The sequence below is a fragment of the Acinetobacter sp. RW6 genome, assembly GCF_041956835.1.
GTDB lineage: Bacteria > Pseudomonadota > Gammaproteobacteria > Pseudomonadales > Moraxellaceae > Acinetobacter > Acinetobacter calcoaceticus.
Map to the genome: position 1 here is coordinate 161,562 of NZ_CP167121.1, position 17,105 is coordinate 178,666.

The 17,105-nt window shown below is 38.3% G+C and carries 13 protein-coding genes; 9 read left to right on the forward strand and 4 right to left on the reverse strand.

Annotated features, from left to right (window positions below; genetic code table 11):
• Positions 1-74: 74 nt before the first annotated feature.
• The 3 genes from ACB088_RS00810 to ACB088_RS00820 all read left to right on the forward strand — a co-directional run bounded on the left by ACB088_RS00810 (position 75) and on the right by ACB088_RS00820 (position 1,420).
• Positions 75-431, forward strand: coding sequence for a DUF488 domain-containing protein (locus tag ACB088_RS00810; protein WP_375037751.1), 357 nt, complete (start codon positions 75-77; stop codon positions 429-431).
• A gap of 91 nt (positions 432-522) precedes the next feature.
• Positions 523-867, forward strand: coding sequence for a zinc ribbon domain-containing protein YjdM (locus ACB088_RS00815; RefSeq protein ID WP_017392485.1), 345 nt, complete (start codon positions 523-525; stop codon positions 865-867).
• A 211-nt stretch (positions 868-1,078) separates the two neighbouring features.
• On the forward strand, positions 1,079-1,420 hold the full coding sequence (locus ACB088_RS00820; protein WP_375037752.1) for a YegP family protein: 342 nt from the start codon (positions 1,079-1,081) through the stop codon (positions 1,418-1,420).
• A 55-nt stretch (positions 1,421-1,475) separates the two neighbouring features.
• Here ACB088_RS00820 and ACB088_RS00825 read toward each other — a convergent pair whose 3' ends face one another.
• The 4 genes from ACB088_RS00825 to ACB088_RS00840 all read right to left on the reverse strand — a co-directional run bounded on the left by ACB088_RS00825 (position 1,476) and on the right by ACB088_RS00840 (position 8,180).
• Positions 1,476-3,191, reverse strand: a complete 1,716-nt coding sequence (locus tag ACB088_RS00825) for a proline--tRNA ligase (protein WP_281832860.1) — start codon at positions 3,189-3,191, stop codon at positions 1,476-1,478.
• A gap of 58 nt (positions 3,192-3,249) precedes the next feature.
• Positions 3,250-6,348 carry an efflux RND transporter permease subunit gene (locus ACB088_RS00830; protein WP_375037753.1) on the reverse strand — a complete coding sequence of 1,033 codons (3,099 nt, stop codon included), beginning with the start codon at positions 6,346-6,348 and terminating at the stop codon, positions 3,250-3,252.
• Positions 6,349-6,363: 15 nt separating this feature from the next.
• A complete protein-coding gene (locus ACB088_RS00835; RefSeq protein WP_375038751.1) occupies positions 6,364-7,473 on the reverse strand; it encodes an efflux RND transporter periplasmic adaptor subunit in 1,110 nt (369 codons plus the stop codon).
• A gap of 68 nt (positions 7,474-7,541) precedes the next feature.
• Positions 7,542-8,180 (reverse strand): hypothetical protein, encoded by a 639-nt coding sequence (locus ACB088_RS00840; RefSeq protein ID WP_199990746.1) that lies wholly within the window; start codon positions 8,178-8,180, stop codon positions 7,542-7,544.
• Between the two features lie 285 nt (positions 8,181-8,465).
• On the opposite strand from ACB088_RS00840, the gene pilG reads away from it, so the two are divergent.
• The 6 genes from pilG (at position 8,466) to ACB088_RS00870 (ending at position 17,076) form a co-directional block, all read left to right on the forward strand.
• Complete coding sequence (gene pilG, locus ACB088_RS00845) at positions 8,466-8,849, forward strand: twitching motility response regulator PilG (protein ID WP_042897425.1); 384 nt, start codon at positions 8,466-8,468, stop codon at positions 8,847-8,849.
• 23 nt (positions 8,850-8,872) lie between these two features.
• A complete protein-coding gene (locus ACB088_RS00850; RefSeq protein ID WP_005036319.1) occupies positions 8,873-9,235 on the forward strand; it encodes a PleD family two-component system response regulator in 363 nt (120 codons plus the stop codon).
• Between the two features lie 59 nt (positions 9,236-9,294).
• Complete coding sequence (locus tag ACB088_RS00855; RefSeq protein ID WP_005309806.1) at positions 9,295-9,831, forward strand: chemotaxis protein CheW; 537 nt, start codon at positions 9,295-9,297, stop codon at positions 9,829-9,831.
• Between the two features lie 42 nt (positions 9,832-9,873).
• Complete coding sequence (locus ACB088_RS00860; protein ID WP_375037754.1) at positions 9,874-11,955, forward strand: methyl-accepting chemotaxis protein; 2,082 nt, start codon at positions 9,874-9,876, stop codon at positions 11,953-11,955.
• A 148-nt stretch (positions 11,956-12,103) separates the two neighbouring features.
• Complete coding sequence (locus ACB088_RS00865) at positions 12,104-16,609, forward strand: Hpt domain-containing protein (RefSeq protein WP_375037755.1); 4,506 nt, start codon at positions 12,104-12,106, stop codon at positions 16,607-16,609.
• Positions 16,609-17,076 (forward strand): hypothetical protein, encoded by a 468-nt coding sequence (locus ACB088_RS00870; RefSeq protein ID WP_004639007.1) that lies wholly within the window; start codon positions 16,609-16,611, stop codon positions 17,074-17,076. Before ACB088_RS00865 ends, ACB088_RS00870 begins: the two co-directional genes overlap by 1 nt.
• The last annotated feature ends 29 nt before the right edge of the window (positions 17,077-17,105 follow it).

Sequence of the window (17,105 nt, forward strand, 5' to 3'; positions counted from 1 at the left end):
AGATCTATCCAAAATGAAAAAAATATTGAATGATTTTATAGGGCTAAAATATAAATCTTACGCAGAGAAAGACTATGGATATCCAAATTAAACGAATTTATGAAAATGTTGACCCTAGTGATGGAAAGCGAATTTTGGTTGACCGTCTATGGAGTAGGGGAATTAGCAAAGAAAATGCTCATTTAGATTTATGGTTAAAAGACGTGGCTCCTTCAACTGAACTTCGAAAATGGTTCCATGCAGCAAAGCCAGATCATTGGAAAGAGTTTAAGCAGTGTTATCTGGAGGAGCTTGAAACCAACTCAGCAGTGAAAGAGCTACAAGAGATCGCATCGAAGCATAAAGTCACGCTCTTATATTCAGCAAAAGATCTTGAAAATAACCATGCAATTATTTTGAAAGAATATTTATTAAGCAAAAACTCAAAATGAATGTATAAATTTTTTTTTGGTAAAAGTCTTTTATTTAAAACTTTAAAAAATGAGTCATATCTCGCATAATATACTTTTTGAGATTTTTTTCATGTCTTTGCCAAACTGCCCAAAATGCCAATCAGAATATACTTACCAAGATGGCGACTTATTGATTTGTCCTGAATGCTCAAATGAGTGGAAAGAAGGAGATGCTTTAGCAACTGAAGAACAAGAAATTATTAAAGATGCTAATGGAAATATTTTAGCTGATGGCGACAGCGTGACTGTAATTAAAGACTTAAAAATTAAAGGCTCATCTTCAGTGGTAAAAGTAGGCACGAAAGTAAAAACGATTCGCTTAGTTCCAGATGCAAGTGACGGTCACAATATCGATTGTAAAATTGATGGTATTGGTCAGATGAAATTAAAATCTGAATTTGTAAAAAAAGCTTAAACTGTTAATTTTCATTACATTTCGATAGGGATATACATCTATATCTCTATCTTTTAAATTCCTAACATCATAATAATTTTATTACGAAAAAGTATAAAAAATGGGCTATTCAAGGAGTGATTGCCCATTTATATTGTCATAAATAACAAATAACTTTCGTCCAGAATAATAACGAAAGTCATACCCACACCAACAAAAAAATGAGGTTTTTATGGCAGGATGGTACGAAATTTCACAAGCGAGTGATGGTCAATACCGCTTTATCTTAAAGGCAGGAAATGGTGAACCTATTTTAAATAGTGAGCTATATAAGGCAAAAGCCTCTGCTGCAAATGGTATTGAATCAATTCAAAAAAACAGTGGTGATGACGAGCGATATGAGCGTTTAACTGCAAAAAATGGAAAGCCTTATTTCAATTTAAAAGCTGCAAATCATCAGATTATTGGAACGAGTCAGTTCTATGCGAGTGAAGCTTCACGAGATAAAGGAATTGAGTCTGTTAAAACCAATGGTTCATCAACGACCATCAAGGACTTAACAGTTCAGGCATAAAAACTAAGTTAAAAAAAAGCAGCTTCTAAAAGCTGCTTTTTTATTTGTCTATTTATTAACGCGCTAACTTAGCTAAAAGTTCTTCTTTAGTTAAATTGCTCGCTTCAGCATCTCGGCGGCCTTTATATTCAAAAGTGCCGGCATCAAGACCTTTTTCACCGATCACGATACGGTGTGGAATACCCATCAATTCAAGGTCAGAGAATTTAACGCCCGGACGTTCGTTACGATCATCAAGTAATACATCAAAACCTTGTGCCTGAAGTTCTGCATAAAGAGATTCTGCTGCTTCAAGAGTACGTGGAGATTTGTGCGCATTCATTGGAACAATTGCAATTTCAAAAGGTGCAATGGCTTGTGGCCAGATAATGCCTTTGTCATCGTAATTTTGTTCAATTGCAGCTGCAACAACACGTGTTACACCAATACCGTAGCATCCCATGGTTACTGTAAATGGTTTGCCATCTTCACCTAAAACTTTACAGCCTAAAGCTTCAGAGTATTTAGTACCAAGTTGGAAAATATGGCCTACTTCAATACCACGTTTAATTTGTAGTGTGCCTTTACCATCTGGAGATGGATCGCCTTCAACTACATTACGCAAATCGAAAACTTCGGTAATTTGCGCATCACGTTCCCAGTTTACACCTACAGCATGTTTGTCAGCTTCATTTGCACCAGCAACGAAGTCTGAAAGAACAGATGCAGCACGGTCAACAATCACGGTTAATCCTTTTTCGACTAAACCTTGTGGACCTGTAAAGCCAGCAGTTAAACCAAATGCTTGAAGTTGTTCTTCAGTTGCAAAAGTAAGAGGCGCAGCCACTAAGGGATGCTTCTCAGCTTTAATCTCATTAAGTTCGTGGTCACCACGTACAAATAGAGCAACGACAGGAACTTGACCTTTCTCGTCAGCAACGCCTTGAACCAATAATGCTTTAACAGATTGCTTAGGATCAGCATTTAAGAATTGGCAGACATCATCAATCGTTTTCTGATTTGGTGTTTCAACCAATTTAAATTCTTGTGTAGGTGCTGCACGTTCGCCCACTAAAACAGCCTCAGCCATTTCAACGTTTGCTGCATAATCAGATTCAGTTGAAAATGCGATGTCATCTTCACCACTTGAAGCCAAAACGTGAAACTCATGTGAAGCTGAACCACCAATTGAACCTGTATCTGCTTGTACTGGGCGGAAGTCTAAGCCTAAGCGAGTGAAAATACGGCTGTATGTGTCGTACATCACGTCATAAGTTTCTTGTAACGATTCTTGAGTTGCATGGAAAGAATAAGCATCTTTCATGATGAACTCACGTGAACGCATTACACCAAAACGTGGACGAATTTCATCACGGAATTTGGTTTGAATTTGATAGAAATTTACAGGAAGCTGCTTATAACTTTTGAGTTCGTTACGCGCCATATCCGTAATAACTTCTTCATGCGTTGGTCCAAGTACAAATGGGTTCGCATGGCGATCTTTAAAGCGTAATAGTTCAGGACCGTATTGTTCGTAGCGACCTGATTCTTCCCAAAGACTTGCGGGTTGAGTCACGGGCATGAATACTTCCATTGCACCTGAACGGTTCATTTCTTCACGAACAATTGCATCTACTTTTTTAAGCACACGTGTTCCCATCGGCAGCCATGTATATAAACCAGATGCCAATTTACGAATCATCCCCGCACGTAACATGAGCTGGTGTGAAATCACTTCAGCATCATTTGGGGTTTCTCTCAACGTTGCAAATAAAAAGCGGCTTGCGCGCATGGAAAAAGTCCTAAAAGTTAAGCGTTATAAAAACGCAGATTATACGATAATCGCTGCATTATGACATGAATCGTCGAGTTTGACGCAGCATAAAGTTTTTCAAGTCATCTAGATAAGTGAAAATGACGGGTACAACCACAAGAGTCAATAGGGTAGAGGTAATCACTCCCCCAATCACAGCGTGAGCCATTGGTGCACTTTGCTCACCGCCTTCACCTAAACCTAAAGCTAATGGAACCATCCCCATTACCATGGCGCTTGTGGTCATTAAAATTGGGCGTAAACGGGTTTTGCCAGCTTGTAAAATAGCATCATAACGGCTGACACCCTGATCCATCGCTTTCTTAATAAAATCGATAAGCAAAATAGCGTTTTTAGTGACAAGCCCCATCAGCATGATAATGCCAATAATCGAAAATAGATTTAGAGTACTTTGGAACAAGAAGAGGGCAAGGAATACGCCAATCAGTGACAATGGTAAAGAGGCCATAATCGCAGCAGGATGAATAAAGCTATTAAACTGAGAACCTAAAACAATATAGATAAACACAATCGATAGGGTAATTGCTGTTAATGCATATCCGGCAGATTCTGCCATATCGGCATTGGCACCTTGAGTATCAAATGTATAGCCCGCAGGTAGCTTAAACGCCTTTTGCATTTTATCGATGTCTTGGCCAATATCCCCACTAGGTCGCCCAGATGTATTTGCCTCAATGAGCACTTCACGCTCAAGATCACGTCGATTAATTTGTGAAGCACCGAGTTTCTCTTCAGTCGTTGCAACTGCGCTAAGTGGAACTAAAATGTTTTGCCCGGTTGCATTGGTTTTATTTGAGTTGAGATATAGGTTCTGAACATCTTGCGGAAGCATACGTTTATTTTCGTTTAAACGGACATTAACGTCATAGTTTTCACCATCCCGATCTTCCCATGTTGTCACATTATCACCAGCAATTAATGGACGAATGGCATTGGCAATTTGTGAAACAGATAGGCCTAAATCACTTGCCAGTACACGATTAATATGAACACCCAAAGTTGGTTTTGGTTCTTTCAAAGAGCTTTCTAAATCAACTACACCTTTAATTTTTTCCATTTCAGCGATAAAACGATCTGAAATTTTTTGTAGTTCATTTAAGTCTGTCCCTTTAATAGAAATCATGATTGGCTTTTGCCCACCCGAGACAGAATCTTGTGCCGCTGCAACAGACGTAACTCGAATGCCCGCTACAGTTTGCAAACGATCACGGAATTCATTATTGAGCGCATTAAGATCCTTGTTTCGCTGTTGTTTCGGCTTTAAGGTAACCCCCAAACCGGCGCGGTTTTTACCAGAATCAACTCCACTATTGACAACACCATAAGTTGAAACAACATCTGGAAATTGCCTGATAATTTGGTCAACCTGATGGAGTTTTGCTTGGGTATATTCCAAAGAAGCGTCTACAGGAGTTTCGAACTGAATCCGAATTTCGCCTTTATCTGGGGTAGGTACAAATTCAGTTCCAATGAGTTTAGAAAGTCCTAATGCAGCAAATAATGAAGCGATTGCAATAATCACCGTGATGAAACGGAAACGTAGAGCAAGTTTTAATAGCTTTTCATACACATGACTAAGCCGATCTAGCAAATTAGAAATATGATTAAAAAACCGTTGTAGCCAATTATCTTTTTTCTTGACTGGATCTTTCCAGTGAGCAGAAAGCATTGGATCGAGCGTAAAGCTAATAAACATTGAAATTAGAACAGCGGTACTCACTGTTACACCAAACTGATAAAAGAAACGTCCAATCAGTCCGCCCATAAAGGCAACAGGTAAAAAGACGGCCACAATGGTCAGCGTAGTTGCGAGTACAGCCAAACCAATTTCTTTTGTCCCTTCAAGGGCTGCTGTGACATGATCTTTGCCAAGTTCTGTATGTCTTACAATATTTTCCCGAACCACAATCGCATCATCAATTAATAGGCCAATACTGAGTGATAGGGCTAACAGCGTCATCATGTTAATGCTAAACCCAAAAGCCCAGATAAAAGTTAGGGTTCCAAGAAGGGTAATGGGTAAGGTTAAACCTGTGATGATTGTAGAGCGGAAAGAGCCTAAAAATAATAAAACAATTAAAACTGCTAACGCGGCACCTTCAATAATAGTGCGGGCAACATCTTTAATTGAAGCACGAATGCCTTTAGAACTATCAGCTACGACTTTATAATTTAAACCCGCAGGCATTTGATCTTTTAATTTCTCTAACGTTTGATAAGTCTGATCGACGACTTTAATTACATTGGCATCGGAACTTTTTAAAATATCAATAGAGACAGCCGTTTTACCATTATAAAAAGCGCTTGATTGTAGTTCTGCTTGAGTGTCTTCAACAGTTGCCACTTGTTTTAAGAAAATCGGTGAACCATTTTTATTGGCAATCACCAAATCTCCAAATGCAAGGGGATGAATAACCTTGGATTGAATCTGTACAACCAGTTCAGAGTTCTTTTGTTGTAAGGTTCCAGCAGGAACTTCAATGTTTTCATTTTTTAACGTATTAATGACCTGATCGATGCCAATACCGTAACTTTGCAATTGCTCAGGAAGAATTTTTATTCGTATTTGTCGTTTGGCATCCCCCAATAAATTCACATTACCGACACCTGAAACGGTTTTGAGTTGAGGCACGATCCGTTTATCGACATATGAACTCAATTGAGCCAAATTCATGCTAGTAGATTCAAAGACAACAGACATAATTGGGCTAGAGGAAGGATCGTAGCGCTGTACAATTGGTGTATCAATTTCATCACGGAACTGTGCTGCGACGGGAGCAATTTTGTCTCGAACATCTTGTGCTGCAATGGCTGAAGATGTATCAAGGTTAAACTCTGCAACGACCATCGAAAAACCTTCACTTGAACGTGAAGTAATTTGCTTAATGCCTGAAATCGTATTGATTTGATCTTCGAGTTTTTTAGTAATATCTGATTCGACAGCTTCAGGCGAGGCACCCGCATATTCTGTAGTCACTACGACGAATGGGAAATCTATATTTGGAAACTCTTCAACGGTCATCCGTTTCCAAGAAGCTAACCCGAGTACCATTAAGCTGATCATCATCATAATAGTAAAAACGGGGTATTTCACACTGATTCGAGTAAACCACATACGCTATTTGCTACCTTATTTATTTTTGTCGTTTGTAACCGTCACTTTTTTATTAATGTCGGAATCTTCAAATTGAATACGGCTCACCATATCTGTGCTTTGCAAACCGCCAACCAAAGCAATATTGTCGTTATAGCGCTGTTCAATCACTCGAATTTTAACTTTTTGGATGGTGTGATTACGTACCACCCATACAAAAGGATCATGTTGCATATTTTGAATGCTGTCTAAAGGAATCGTTTGGCCTTGATTGGTATCACTACGAAGAATATTTCCATTAATGAAAGCTCCTATGCTTAACGAATCAATTTTTTCTTTAGGAACTGCAAAAAATTCGATTTGTCGGCTGTCTTGATCTGCAACAGGTGAAATACGAGTAAGCGTTGCGTTTAATTGTTTAGAATTTCCCTGAATCTGATATTGAATGCTGTTACCTACTTTAAGAGCAGACTGTTGCTCAATTGGTAACTTGGCTTGTATTTCAAGTTGGTCTGGATTTACGATTTCAAATAGTGTTTGACCAACTGATACAGTCTGACCAGGTTCTACTTGTCGTTTAGTAATCACACCTGAAATTGGGCTGGTAATAATTCCGTCTTGATCAGCCTTTCGAGCAATATCAACATTCGCTTGTTGAGCTTTTACACTTTCAAGTTGGCCTTTGTAGTCAACCTGACTTTGTTCAAACTCGACACGAGCAATAAACCCTTGATTAAACAGTCTTTGCTTTCGGTTCATTAAATTGCGTGCAAGTTCAGCTTGTGACTGAGCTGATGCAAGATTGGCGCGTGCTTGGGCTAATCGTGCAACATTGTCCTGATTATTCAATCTCACTAAAACTTGGCCTTTTTGTACCTGTTGACCAACATTTGTAGTTACAGTGGTCGCCGTGGCGCTCACTTGAGCCTGAATTGAACTTTGCTGAACCGCACGAATCGTTCCTGTAAAAGCAGTTTGAGAGTCAAGTGCTCCCTCTTTAACTGCAATCAGGTCTTGAGGAATGAGTTCAATTTTTGCTGGAGCTGGTGCCGTTGTTTTAGTTGTTTCTTGCTGATTACATGCAGCTAAAATCAAACATAAACTAATAATACTCAGTTTAAAAATAGTGGAAGGGGTGAGATGCATTTTGTGCATACAGCATCATCCTATAATTCAAATTTTATTTTGCCCCTATTCTTGATAAACCTTTACAGTTATTCAAGCTTTTTTAAACGTTCGATAATATTTTCATACTCGCTATTGGTACGGTTATAGGTCTTGGAAAGTGTTTCAAGTGTTTGTTTGACCCTGTAAATATTATTTAGATTGTTTTCAATCAACGTCTTATGGCGCTCAGGAATAACTTCTCTCTTTCTGAAATATTCCATTTCTTGACGTTTAAATAAAATTTTATCTTGTTGTAACTGGTCGAGTTGTTCCTGTTGATAGTTAATTTGCTTCTTTATAGCGAGTAATGCTTGATCTCTTTTAATCAAAGCTGTCTTACTATTGCTATAGGCTTTTTTTAATTTGATATCTAGTTCTCTATGCCGTGCTGATAATGCCCGTTGACTTGATTGATTTAAATCAGCCTGCGCATTATAAGAATGATTTCTTTTAATCACTTGCATATTTTGATCTAGAACTTCATAACCATAACGAATATGAGCAGGCGTGACTGATGTACTGATATTAGCCGTACCTTGTTGATCATAATAACGATACCAGACCACTTTAGAAGTATCGGCTATAGCAAGGGTAGAAGCCCAGAAAAAGAGTGAACCGAAGGAAATAATGCCTATAGATACAGACAAGCAGTTCCTATAAAAGGCATATTTCATCCAATCATTCATTGAAAATCCCCAAAAAAGAAAGCTAAATCGCTTATTTTTAAATAATTAATCTTTATTATATTAGTTATTATTTAGCTGAATAAAAATATAGTCATTATAAAAAAAATGATAATTTCAATTAAAGTGTGATGAGGTTAAAAGTTATTGTTTATAAATGAGAAAGTAGACAAAAATGCCTCATTGAAAATAGACCGTGAGATATGTTAAAAATACTTATAAATGTGTAAAAACAAATTTAAGTTAAATTGCATTTATATTTTATATTTATTGGGGATGGAAGATTAAATGGAAGATGCATTCCAAAATCTGAAAGTAATGGTAATTGATGACTCAAAAACCATTCGCCGTACAGCCGAAACTTTATTACAGCGAGAAGGCTGTGAAGTGATTACTGCGGTGGATGGATTTGAAGCTTTGTCCAAAATTGCAGAAGCAAATCCAGATATTATTTTTGTCGATATCATGATGCCTCGTTTAGATGGTTATCAAACTTGCGCTTTGATTAAAAACTCTCAAAATTATCAGAACATTCCCGTTATCATGCTCTCTAGTAAAGATGGTTTATTTGATCAGGCAAAAGGGCGTGTGGTAGGTTCAGATGAATACTTGACGAAACCTTTTAGCAAAGATGAATTGTTAAACGCGATTCGTAATCACGTAAGTTCATAATTAAGTAATTTAAGGGCAAAGAAATGACACGTATTCTCATTGTTGATGATTCACCAACAGAAACTTTTCGTTTTAAAGAAATTCTAACCAAGCATGGTTATGACGTACTTGAAGCATCTAATGGTGCAGATGGTGTAACTTTGGCAAAAGCAGAACAGCCTGACTTAGTGTTAATGGATGTTGTCATGCCAGGTGTAAATGGCTTTCAGGCAACCCGCCAGATTACCCGTGATGAAGACACTAAGCATATTCCTGTGGTAATCGTGAGTACTAAAGATCAAGCAACTGACCGAGTATGGGGCAAGCGTCAAGGTGCAATCGACTATCTGATTAAACCTATCGAAGAAAAGCAATTGATTGATGTAATTAAACAATTTCTAAAGTAACTCATCCATCCATAAAAACATAAATAACGGGGTTATATGCCCGTTTTATAGGATCGAGTATGGCAGCGAATGGATTTATCGAGTTACTTCGTTTGTCTAAACGGGGTAATAAGAATTACGCTTCAGTTCAAAATGAAGCACAGCGATGGTCAGGAATTGCTTTTGAAATGAGAGGGCAATACTTCGTCGCACCACTTGGGGAAGTGTCAGAAGTTATCTATCCACCGAAATATACGCCAGTTCCAAATGCTCAAAGTTGGGTGAAAGGTTTGGCGAACATTCGGGGACGATTGCTTTCGGTTTCTGATTTGGCTCATTTTATTTCAGGGCAACGAAGTACATTTTCGTCTGCCCAAAAAGTGTTATGTATTAGCCATCACGACCAGTATGTGGGGTTGGTTGTGGATCAGGTCTTGGGGATTCAGCACTTTAATAAAAAAAGTTTTTTTTCTCAAAGCTTAGACTTGGAGGAAAATCTAAAAGATTATTGCCAAGGTTATTTTCATCAACATAACCAGCATTGGCATGTCTTTTTATTTAGTCGTTTATTGCAAAACCCACATTACATGAATGCATCGACAAAATTTATAAACTAATTTTTACGCTGTGAAAAACAGAGTATTTTCTGGGGAGAAGCTATGGGCTTTAAGCTTAAAAAGAAAGGCGGCAATCGTGTTGCGTCCGAAAAATCGGGTCTCAATTTTATTGCAAAAATCCAGTCGGGAATTGAGCAATACGCCAGTTTATTTGGGGAAAGTGAAAAGTCCAAGCCTATCCTTTATGTAGCGTTATTATGTTTATTATTTGCTTTAACTTCGCTCGCTTATTTATTTTATAGCGTACCTCGACATAACGAATTAACACGTAGTTTGGGTGAGTTGCGCTTATTGTCACAAACTATTTCTAGACAGGCTACAGAAGCAACGGCTTCTGGATCACCTAAAGCGATGAAAGACTTGGCTGAATCAAATAAACTTTTTGCAGAAAATATGAAAGATGTTGAAAGTATTCATGGTACATCTTCAAAAGAATACAAAAAGGTTGCAGTTCTGTGGAAAGCTTTGTCTTATGACGTTAACTTGATCTCGTCACATCAGGACGTAATTAATCAGTTATATAACATGAACATCTCGATTAGTGACTCTATTCCAGAGATTCAGGCTGAATATAACTTGATGGTCGATAAGATGGTTCGCGAAAAAGCACCGAGTAGTCAGGTGATTATTGCTAAAAACCAGGTATTTATTGCAGAACGTATTTTACGCTCTATTAACTCTGTTTTGGTTGGTTCAGAGAACTCTGAGAACTCAGCGCATGACTTTAGTGTCGATATTGAGACCTTTGGTGTGTATTTAAATGCACAGCTAAACGGCAATGCTGAATTGGGTGTTGCTAGAGTTGAGTCTCCAGAAGTACGTGAATCTTTGGAAGGTATTAAATCTGAATATGATCAAGTTTTAAAATCTGCAGCGGCATCAGTTCTTAAACATACAGATCAGATTGTAAACGTACGTCAATCATCAGGTGAGATCTTCTCGGAATCTGATGAAATGTTATCTGTATTGGGTGATCTTTCTAAGCAAACACAGTATGGTTGGAAAGCCTTTGCTTTAGTTGCGCTTCTTACATTATCACTTATTGGTTTAATTAGCTCAGTCTTAAAGCTTTTATCACTTCGTAGTAAAGCGGATAAACAACGTGTAACTACCTTGCAAGAAGAATATGACCGTAACCAAAACGCGATTTTACGTTTACTGGATGAAATCGCCGACTTGGCAGATGGTGACTTGCGTTCATATGCAACGGTATCTGAGGACTTTACTGGAGCGATTGCCGACTCGATTAATTTCGCGATTGACCAATTACGTGATCTTGTATCCCGAATTCATGAGACTTCTCAGGAAGTTGCCCGCTATACGCATGATACACAAAATATTACTAACCAGTTAGCAGAAGCATCAGAGCATCAGGCACAAGAAATTGCTGGCGCATCAACCGCAATGAATGAAATGGCGCAATCAATTGACCAAGTATCTTCAAATGCATCTGAATCTACCGAAGTAGCAGAACGTTCGGTACAAATTGCTTCTAATGGAGCACAAGTAGTAAACCGTTCAATTGAAGGTATGGATACGATTCGTGAACAGATTCAGGAAACCTCTAAACGTATTAAACGTTTGGGTGAATCTTCACAAGAAATTGGTAACATCGTATCGTTAATTAATGACATTACAGACCAAACAAACATTCTTGCATTAAATGCAGCAATTCAAGCATCTATGGCTGGTGAAGCAGGGCGTGGTTTTGCCGTGGTTGCAGACGAAGTACAGCGTCTTGCGGAACGTTCAGCATCGGCAACTAAACAGATTGAAACTCTGGTTAAAACAATTCAGACCGATACGAATGAAGCTGTTATTTCAATGGAACAAACAACCACTGAGGTTGTGCGCGGAGCGAACTTGGCAAAAGATGCAGGTATTGCCTTGGACGAGATTCAAAAAGTATCTGGTGACTTGGCAAACTTGATGGCCAACATTTCTGATGCAGCAAAACTTCAGTCTGCATCTGCGAGTCACATTGCGACAACCATGACCGTCGTACAAGAAATTACTTCGCAAACGACAACTGCAACATTCGATACAGCGCGTTCTGTTTCTGAATTAGCAAATATGGCAGAGTCATTACGTGAATCGGTAACGGACTTTAAATTACCTGATTAAATTGGGGACGAGGATAGCTGTTTCTATACTAGCTATTCTTCTAAAAAGTATTAACAACACCAGATAAGTATTGGGGACACAGCTATTTATCTGGTGTTGACTCTGTCGTTTTTCTCCATTTAGGGGACAAGCAAAAGAAGCCTTTGCTATGAAAGAAATATTAAAAACTTTAACTGAAGCAATGATGCTACCGGAAGATAGCTATTCTCAACAAGATGCCGAATTTCTTGATATCTTCGTTGAAGAAATTGAAGAAATTTTTGTTGAATTGCAATCTTTGATTCATGAATGGATGCAATCTAAAAATGTTGCTACGCTGACTGAAATCCGTCGCCATTTTCATACCTTGAAAGGTTCGGGGCGAATGATTGCAGCGAAATCCTCTGCTGAGCTTGCTTGGACTGTAGAAGATACGCTTAATCGGGTAATCAATGAGAGTCTCACATTAACTCCTAACGTCCAACAATATGTTCAGTTGGTATTTAAGTTCTATTTCTTTAAATTAGTAGATGACTTTAAATCTAAAAAGGAACATGCAGTAGATTTTAGGCCTCTTATTTTATTGGGACAACAATTACAACAACAGCAAAGTTTAGAGCCTGCTTTAGAAGAACTTTTATTATTGTCGGATACTCTCACTGCGGAAACTAAGACTGGTTTAGAGGTGGGTGATTTAGAACAGGAATCAGATAATTTAACTCTAGAAACTGCCGTAGAAAGTGAACATAACCTTGCTGAAACCTTAGTTTTATTTATGGAAGAAGCGGAGGAGCACTTAGCGACCATCGATCAGTTCTTAGAACAAGAAATACATCAGCATGAGAGTTACAATGCGCTAATCCGTGCATTACATACGTTGCGCGGCAGCTCGGCAATGGCTCAGGTAGAAGCAATTTTTGATGCTAGTACTAAAGTTGAGCATTTATTTAAAATTCTATTACAAGAAGAGCTATCTTCTCATTCAGAAGAAATTTTACTACTCCGTGATTACCGTCAGTTTATTCGAAATTGTTTAGATCTATTGGCTGCGCATTGCTCTAATGAGCAATTAGACTCTAACCTGAAACAGTTCAATCAGGTTTGGGATGCTTATATGGAACAACATGGGGAGCATGCGAGCCCGCTCACGCCTCCACATGGTTTAGTATCTCAGCTGTTACAGCTCGATGTTTCAGAATTACTTGATGCAGAGTTAGATTTTGAGAAAGGAATTCGTTCTGAGTTCCCTCATTATCTTGAACGTTTAAGTGAACAGGCTGATTTGTTATTGCAACATACTCAGTCGCAGGCCATGGTTGGTTTATATGAATATACGAACCAGCTGAAAGATAGCTATGACGTATTGCTTGATCGACCTGATTTATTACACTCAGATTATGTTTTTGAAATTTATCAGAAAGCACATCAACAATTAATTCAGTTATTTGATGCATTAGCTGCGGGTCAAAGAGTTAGTATTATTGAGCAACACCAAAATATTTTGGAAGAGCTAAAACTATATACCCAATATATTCCAAGCCTTAATTCTGAACCATTAGAAAGTCATCAGGACGTTGTTGAGTCACTCTTTAATGCTGATGTAGAACAAACAGCAAATGAACCTTCAGCATCTATCGAAAGTATACTAACTGATCATGTAGTCATGAGCCAGAGTGTGCATTTAGATCGCCAGTTCATGTTTACTGAGCACGTAAACCGTTATTTTGATCCAGAATTGTTAGATATTTTTCTTGAAGAAGCCGATGAGTTGCTTGAAGGAATAGATACAGATCTTAATATTTGGGTTAATGATCAAGAGAACTTTGCTGCTCTTAATAATCTGATGCGCTATTTGCATACCTTAAAAGGTGGGGCAAATATGATTCAGGCAAATTATATTGGTTTAATTGCACATGAACTAGAAAGTATTTATGAGCGCTTAATTCAAAGACAGTTAATTACTTCATCTGCTCTCATTGATTTTATCCGTCTGGTTCAAGATGATTTAGCTGATCGCCTACAAATAGTACGTGAACAGCACCTAGATTATGCTGCTTCTCATACTATTCAAGCGCTTAAGAATGCAGGTAAGGTATATAATTCACTCGGGTCTGCTGCTAAAGAGATGCAAGCAGAGTCTGAAACAGATGTTATACCGGAATCAAGTTTTGAAGTATTACAACAAGAAGCTATACACAATACTGCGTTAAATCTCGATGAGTTAACTTCTAATTTTGAGCAGATTGTTGAGTCTAATATTAGACTTGTTGAACACACAGAATTACAAGTTTTTGATGCAGAAGGCTATACAGACAGTATCCAAGATCAGGATATTGACTCTGTTGTCGAGCAGACATTTATGGAGGAAGCGGCCGAGCTGTTAGAGATGGCCGATCACCTATTAAAGCAGTGGTTCGAGCAGCGTACCAATCGTAGTATCTTGCTTCAGCTTCAAAGGGCAGTGCACAGCTTGAAAGGTGGTTCCCGTATGGTGGGACTTGAAACCGTACAAGCGATTGCTTATCAACTTGAAAACGCTTTTGAAAAATTTGCGCTTTATCATTTTAGCTCAAATATTTATGACAACTTGCTAGAGAGTGCGATTGTTTGGTTAAAAGAAGCAATTTTCAAGCAAAATTATCAACATTTTGATGGTTTACAACAAAGTTTAGAAAATATTCAGTTTATTGAAACTGCAATACAAATTCCAAGTAAGTTGACTAGAACTGATCTATTTAGTACTGAACCTGTAATGAGCTTCGTGCAAGGTGATGGGGCAGAACCACCACCAATGATGGGGGCATGGGAACAAACGCAGCATCTTGAACAAAATAATGAGATGATCCGGGTTTCGGCAGATTTAATTGAGAAAATGATTGATTTGTCTGGTGAAAATTCGATTAACCGTTCACGAATTGAAATGGATCTAAGTCAATTTGGCCATACGTTAGTGGAAATGGAATTAGCCATTCAACGACTTGCAGATCAGTTACGTCGAATGGAAGGCGAATTAGAAAGCCAGATTATTGCAAAACACGGTATTGAGCACTCTCGTTATACAGAATTTGATCCTCTAGAGATGGACCAATATTCTTCATTGAATCAATTATCGAAATCACTTGCCGAATCTGCATCGGATTTAGTGGATTTCAAAAATACATTATCTGAAAAAATCAGAGACACTGAAAGTTTGCTGGTACAGCAATCACGTATTCAGGCCGAAATTCAAGAAGGGCTAATGCGAACACGATTAGTACCATTTTCTCGATTGCTACCTCGTTTACAAAGAATTGTGAGGCAGACTTCTACTGCGTTGGATCGACCAGCAGAGCTTTTTGTTAATAATACCGAAGGTGAATTAGACCGGACAATGCTAGAACGTTTGGTTACTCCACTTGAGCACATGCTTCGAAATGCAATTGACCATGGTTTAGAAGATCGTGTGCAACGTGAACAAGCGCGAAAACCAGAAACTGGACGTATTGAACTGAATATTCATCGTCAAGGTACGGATGTTGTTGTTACATTTAAGGATGATGGCCGAGGTATTGATATCGAGAAGGTCCGTCAAAAGGCCCTATTGTCTGGTTTGATTAATTCTGAGCAAGTATTAGAACATCAAGATATTTTACAGTTGATTTTCCATCCAGGGGTAAGTACGGCCGATCAAGTCACTCAGATTTCAGGTCGTGGTGTAGGACTAGATGTTGTACAAAGTGATATTAAAGCTTTGGGCGGACATGTGAGTGTCGACTCTGTGTATGGGCAAGGAACAATCTTTACAATACGCGTTCCAACCACAGTGGCTGTTAGTGATGCCTTAATGGTTAAAGTTGCTGATCAACAATTTGCAATTCCTTTGGCTCAAATTGATCGAATTGTTCGAGTTTCACCAACATCATTAGAACAGTATTTTGGAAGTGCACAAGAATTCTTTGAATTTGAAAATAAACGCTATCCATTACGCTATTTATCTGAGTTTGTTGGTAATCAACCAATTCCGCGTTTAAGCGGGATAATGTATTCACTACCAGTATTAATGATTAAGACAAATAATGGACAAACAATTGCATTATTGGTTGATCAGCTTATTGGTTCACGTGCGCAGATTGTGGTCAAGCCAATCGGGCAGCAGTTCTCTAGTATTGGTGCGATTGCAGGCGCAACTATTTTAGGTGATGGTCAAGTTTGTCTAATTCTAGATGGACAAAATATTGCTCGCCAAATTCAGTCTACCCGCCGACATAAGCAGCTTAATGAAGCTATCTATAGACAACGTGAGTCTGATGAACGCCGTCTCATTATGATTGTAGATGACTCTGTCACAGTCCGTAAGGTAACGACTCGTTTACTCGAACGTCAGGGCTATGACGTAGTCACTGCTAAAGATGGTATCGATGCAATTGAGCAGTTGGAAAATATTAAACCAGATCTGATGCTGCTTGATATCGAAATGCCGCGAATGGATGGCTTTGAGGTACTTAACCTCGTACGACATCATGATCTACATCAAGATATGCCAGTCATTATGATTACATCTAGGACTGGCGAAAAACACCGTGAACGAGCATTTACTTTAGGGGTTAACCAATACATGGGTAAACCTTTCCAAGAAGAAGACTTACTTCACAATATTGATGCTTTTTTCACGATACGTGAAGAGGAACTTGCCTAATGAAGAGTCATATCAGTACATCTTTAATTAATGAAATGGATCAGCAAGAACTTCAACATTTAATTACTGTTTCAACTGGTTTTATTGATGCATATATTATTGAATGTGATCAGCAAGTGCCGATGCTATTACCACAAAACATAGTGTTATCAGCTATGGATGTTAAAAATGGTATCAAGCATATTGAATGGCATGACGTAAAACTTCCAGTCTATACAGTGCATAATGAAATTGATTCGCGAGCGGTGGCATTAGTTATTGAAAGTGAAGATATCAGCCAACGTTTTGCACTCATATGTAAATCGATGCCAGTTTCAGTTCGTCTGCGTATTTCTGAAGTCGTAGATGAAAACGAAGATATACAGGACTCTTTGCAGCACCCAACTGTATTTAAATATGTGCGTATGGAGAATCAACGCTACCACGTTCCTAATTTGCAATATATCCAAAATTCGCTTCATCTATAAAAAAAGGAACTCAATTTGAGTTCCTTTTT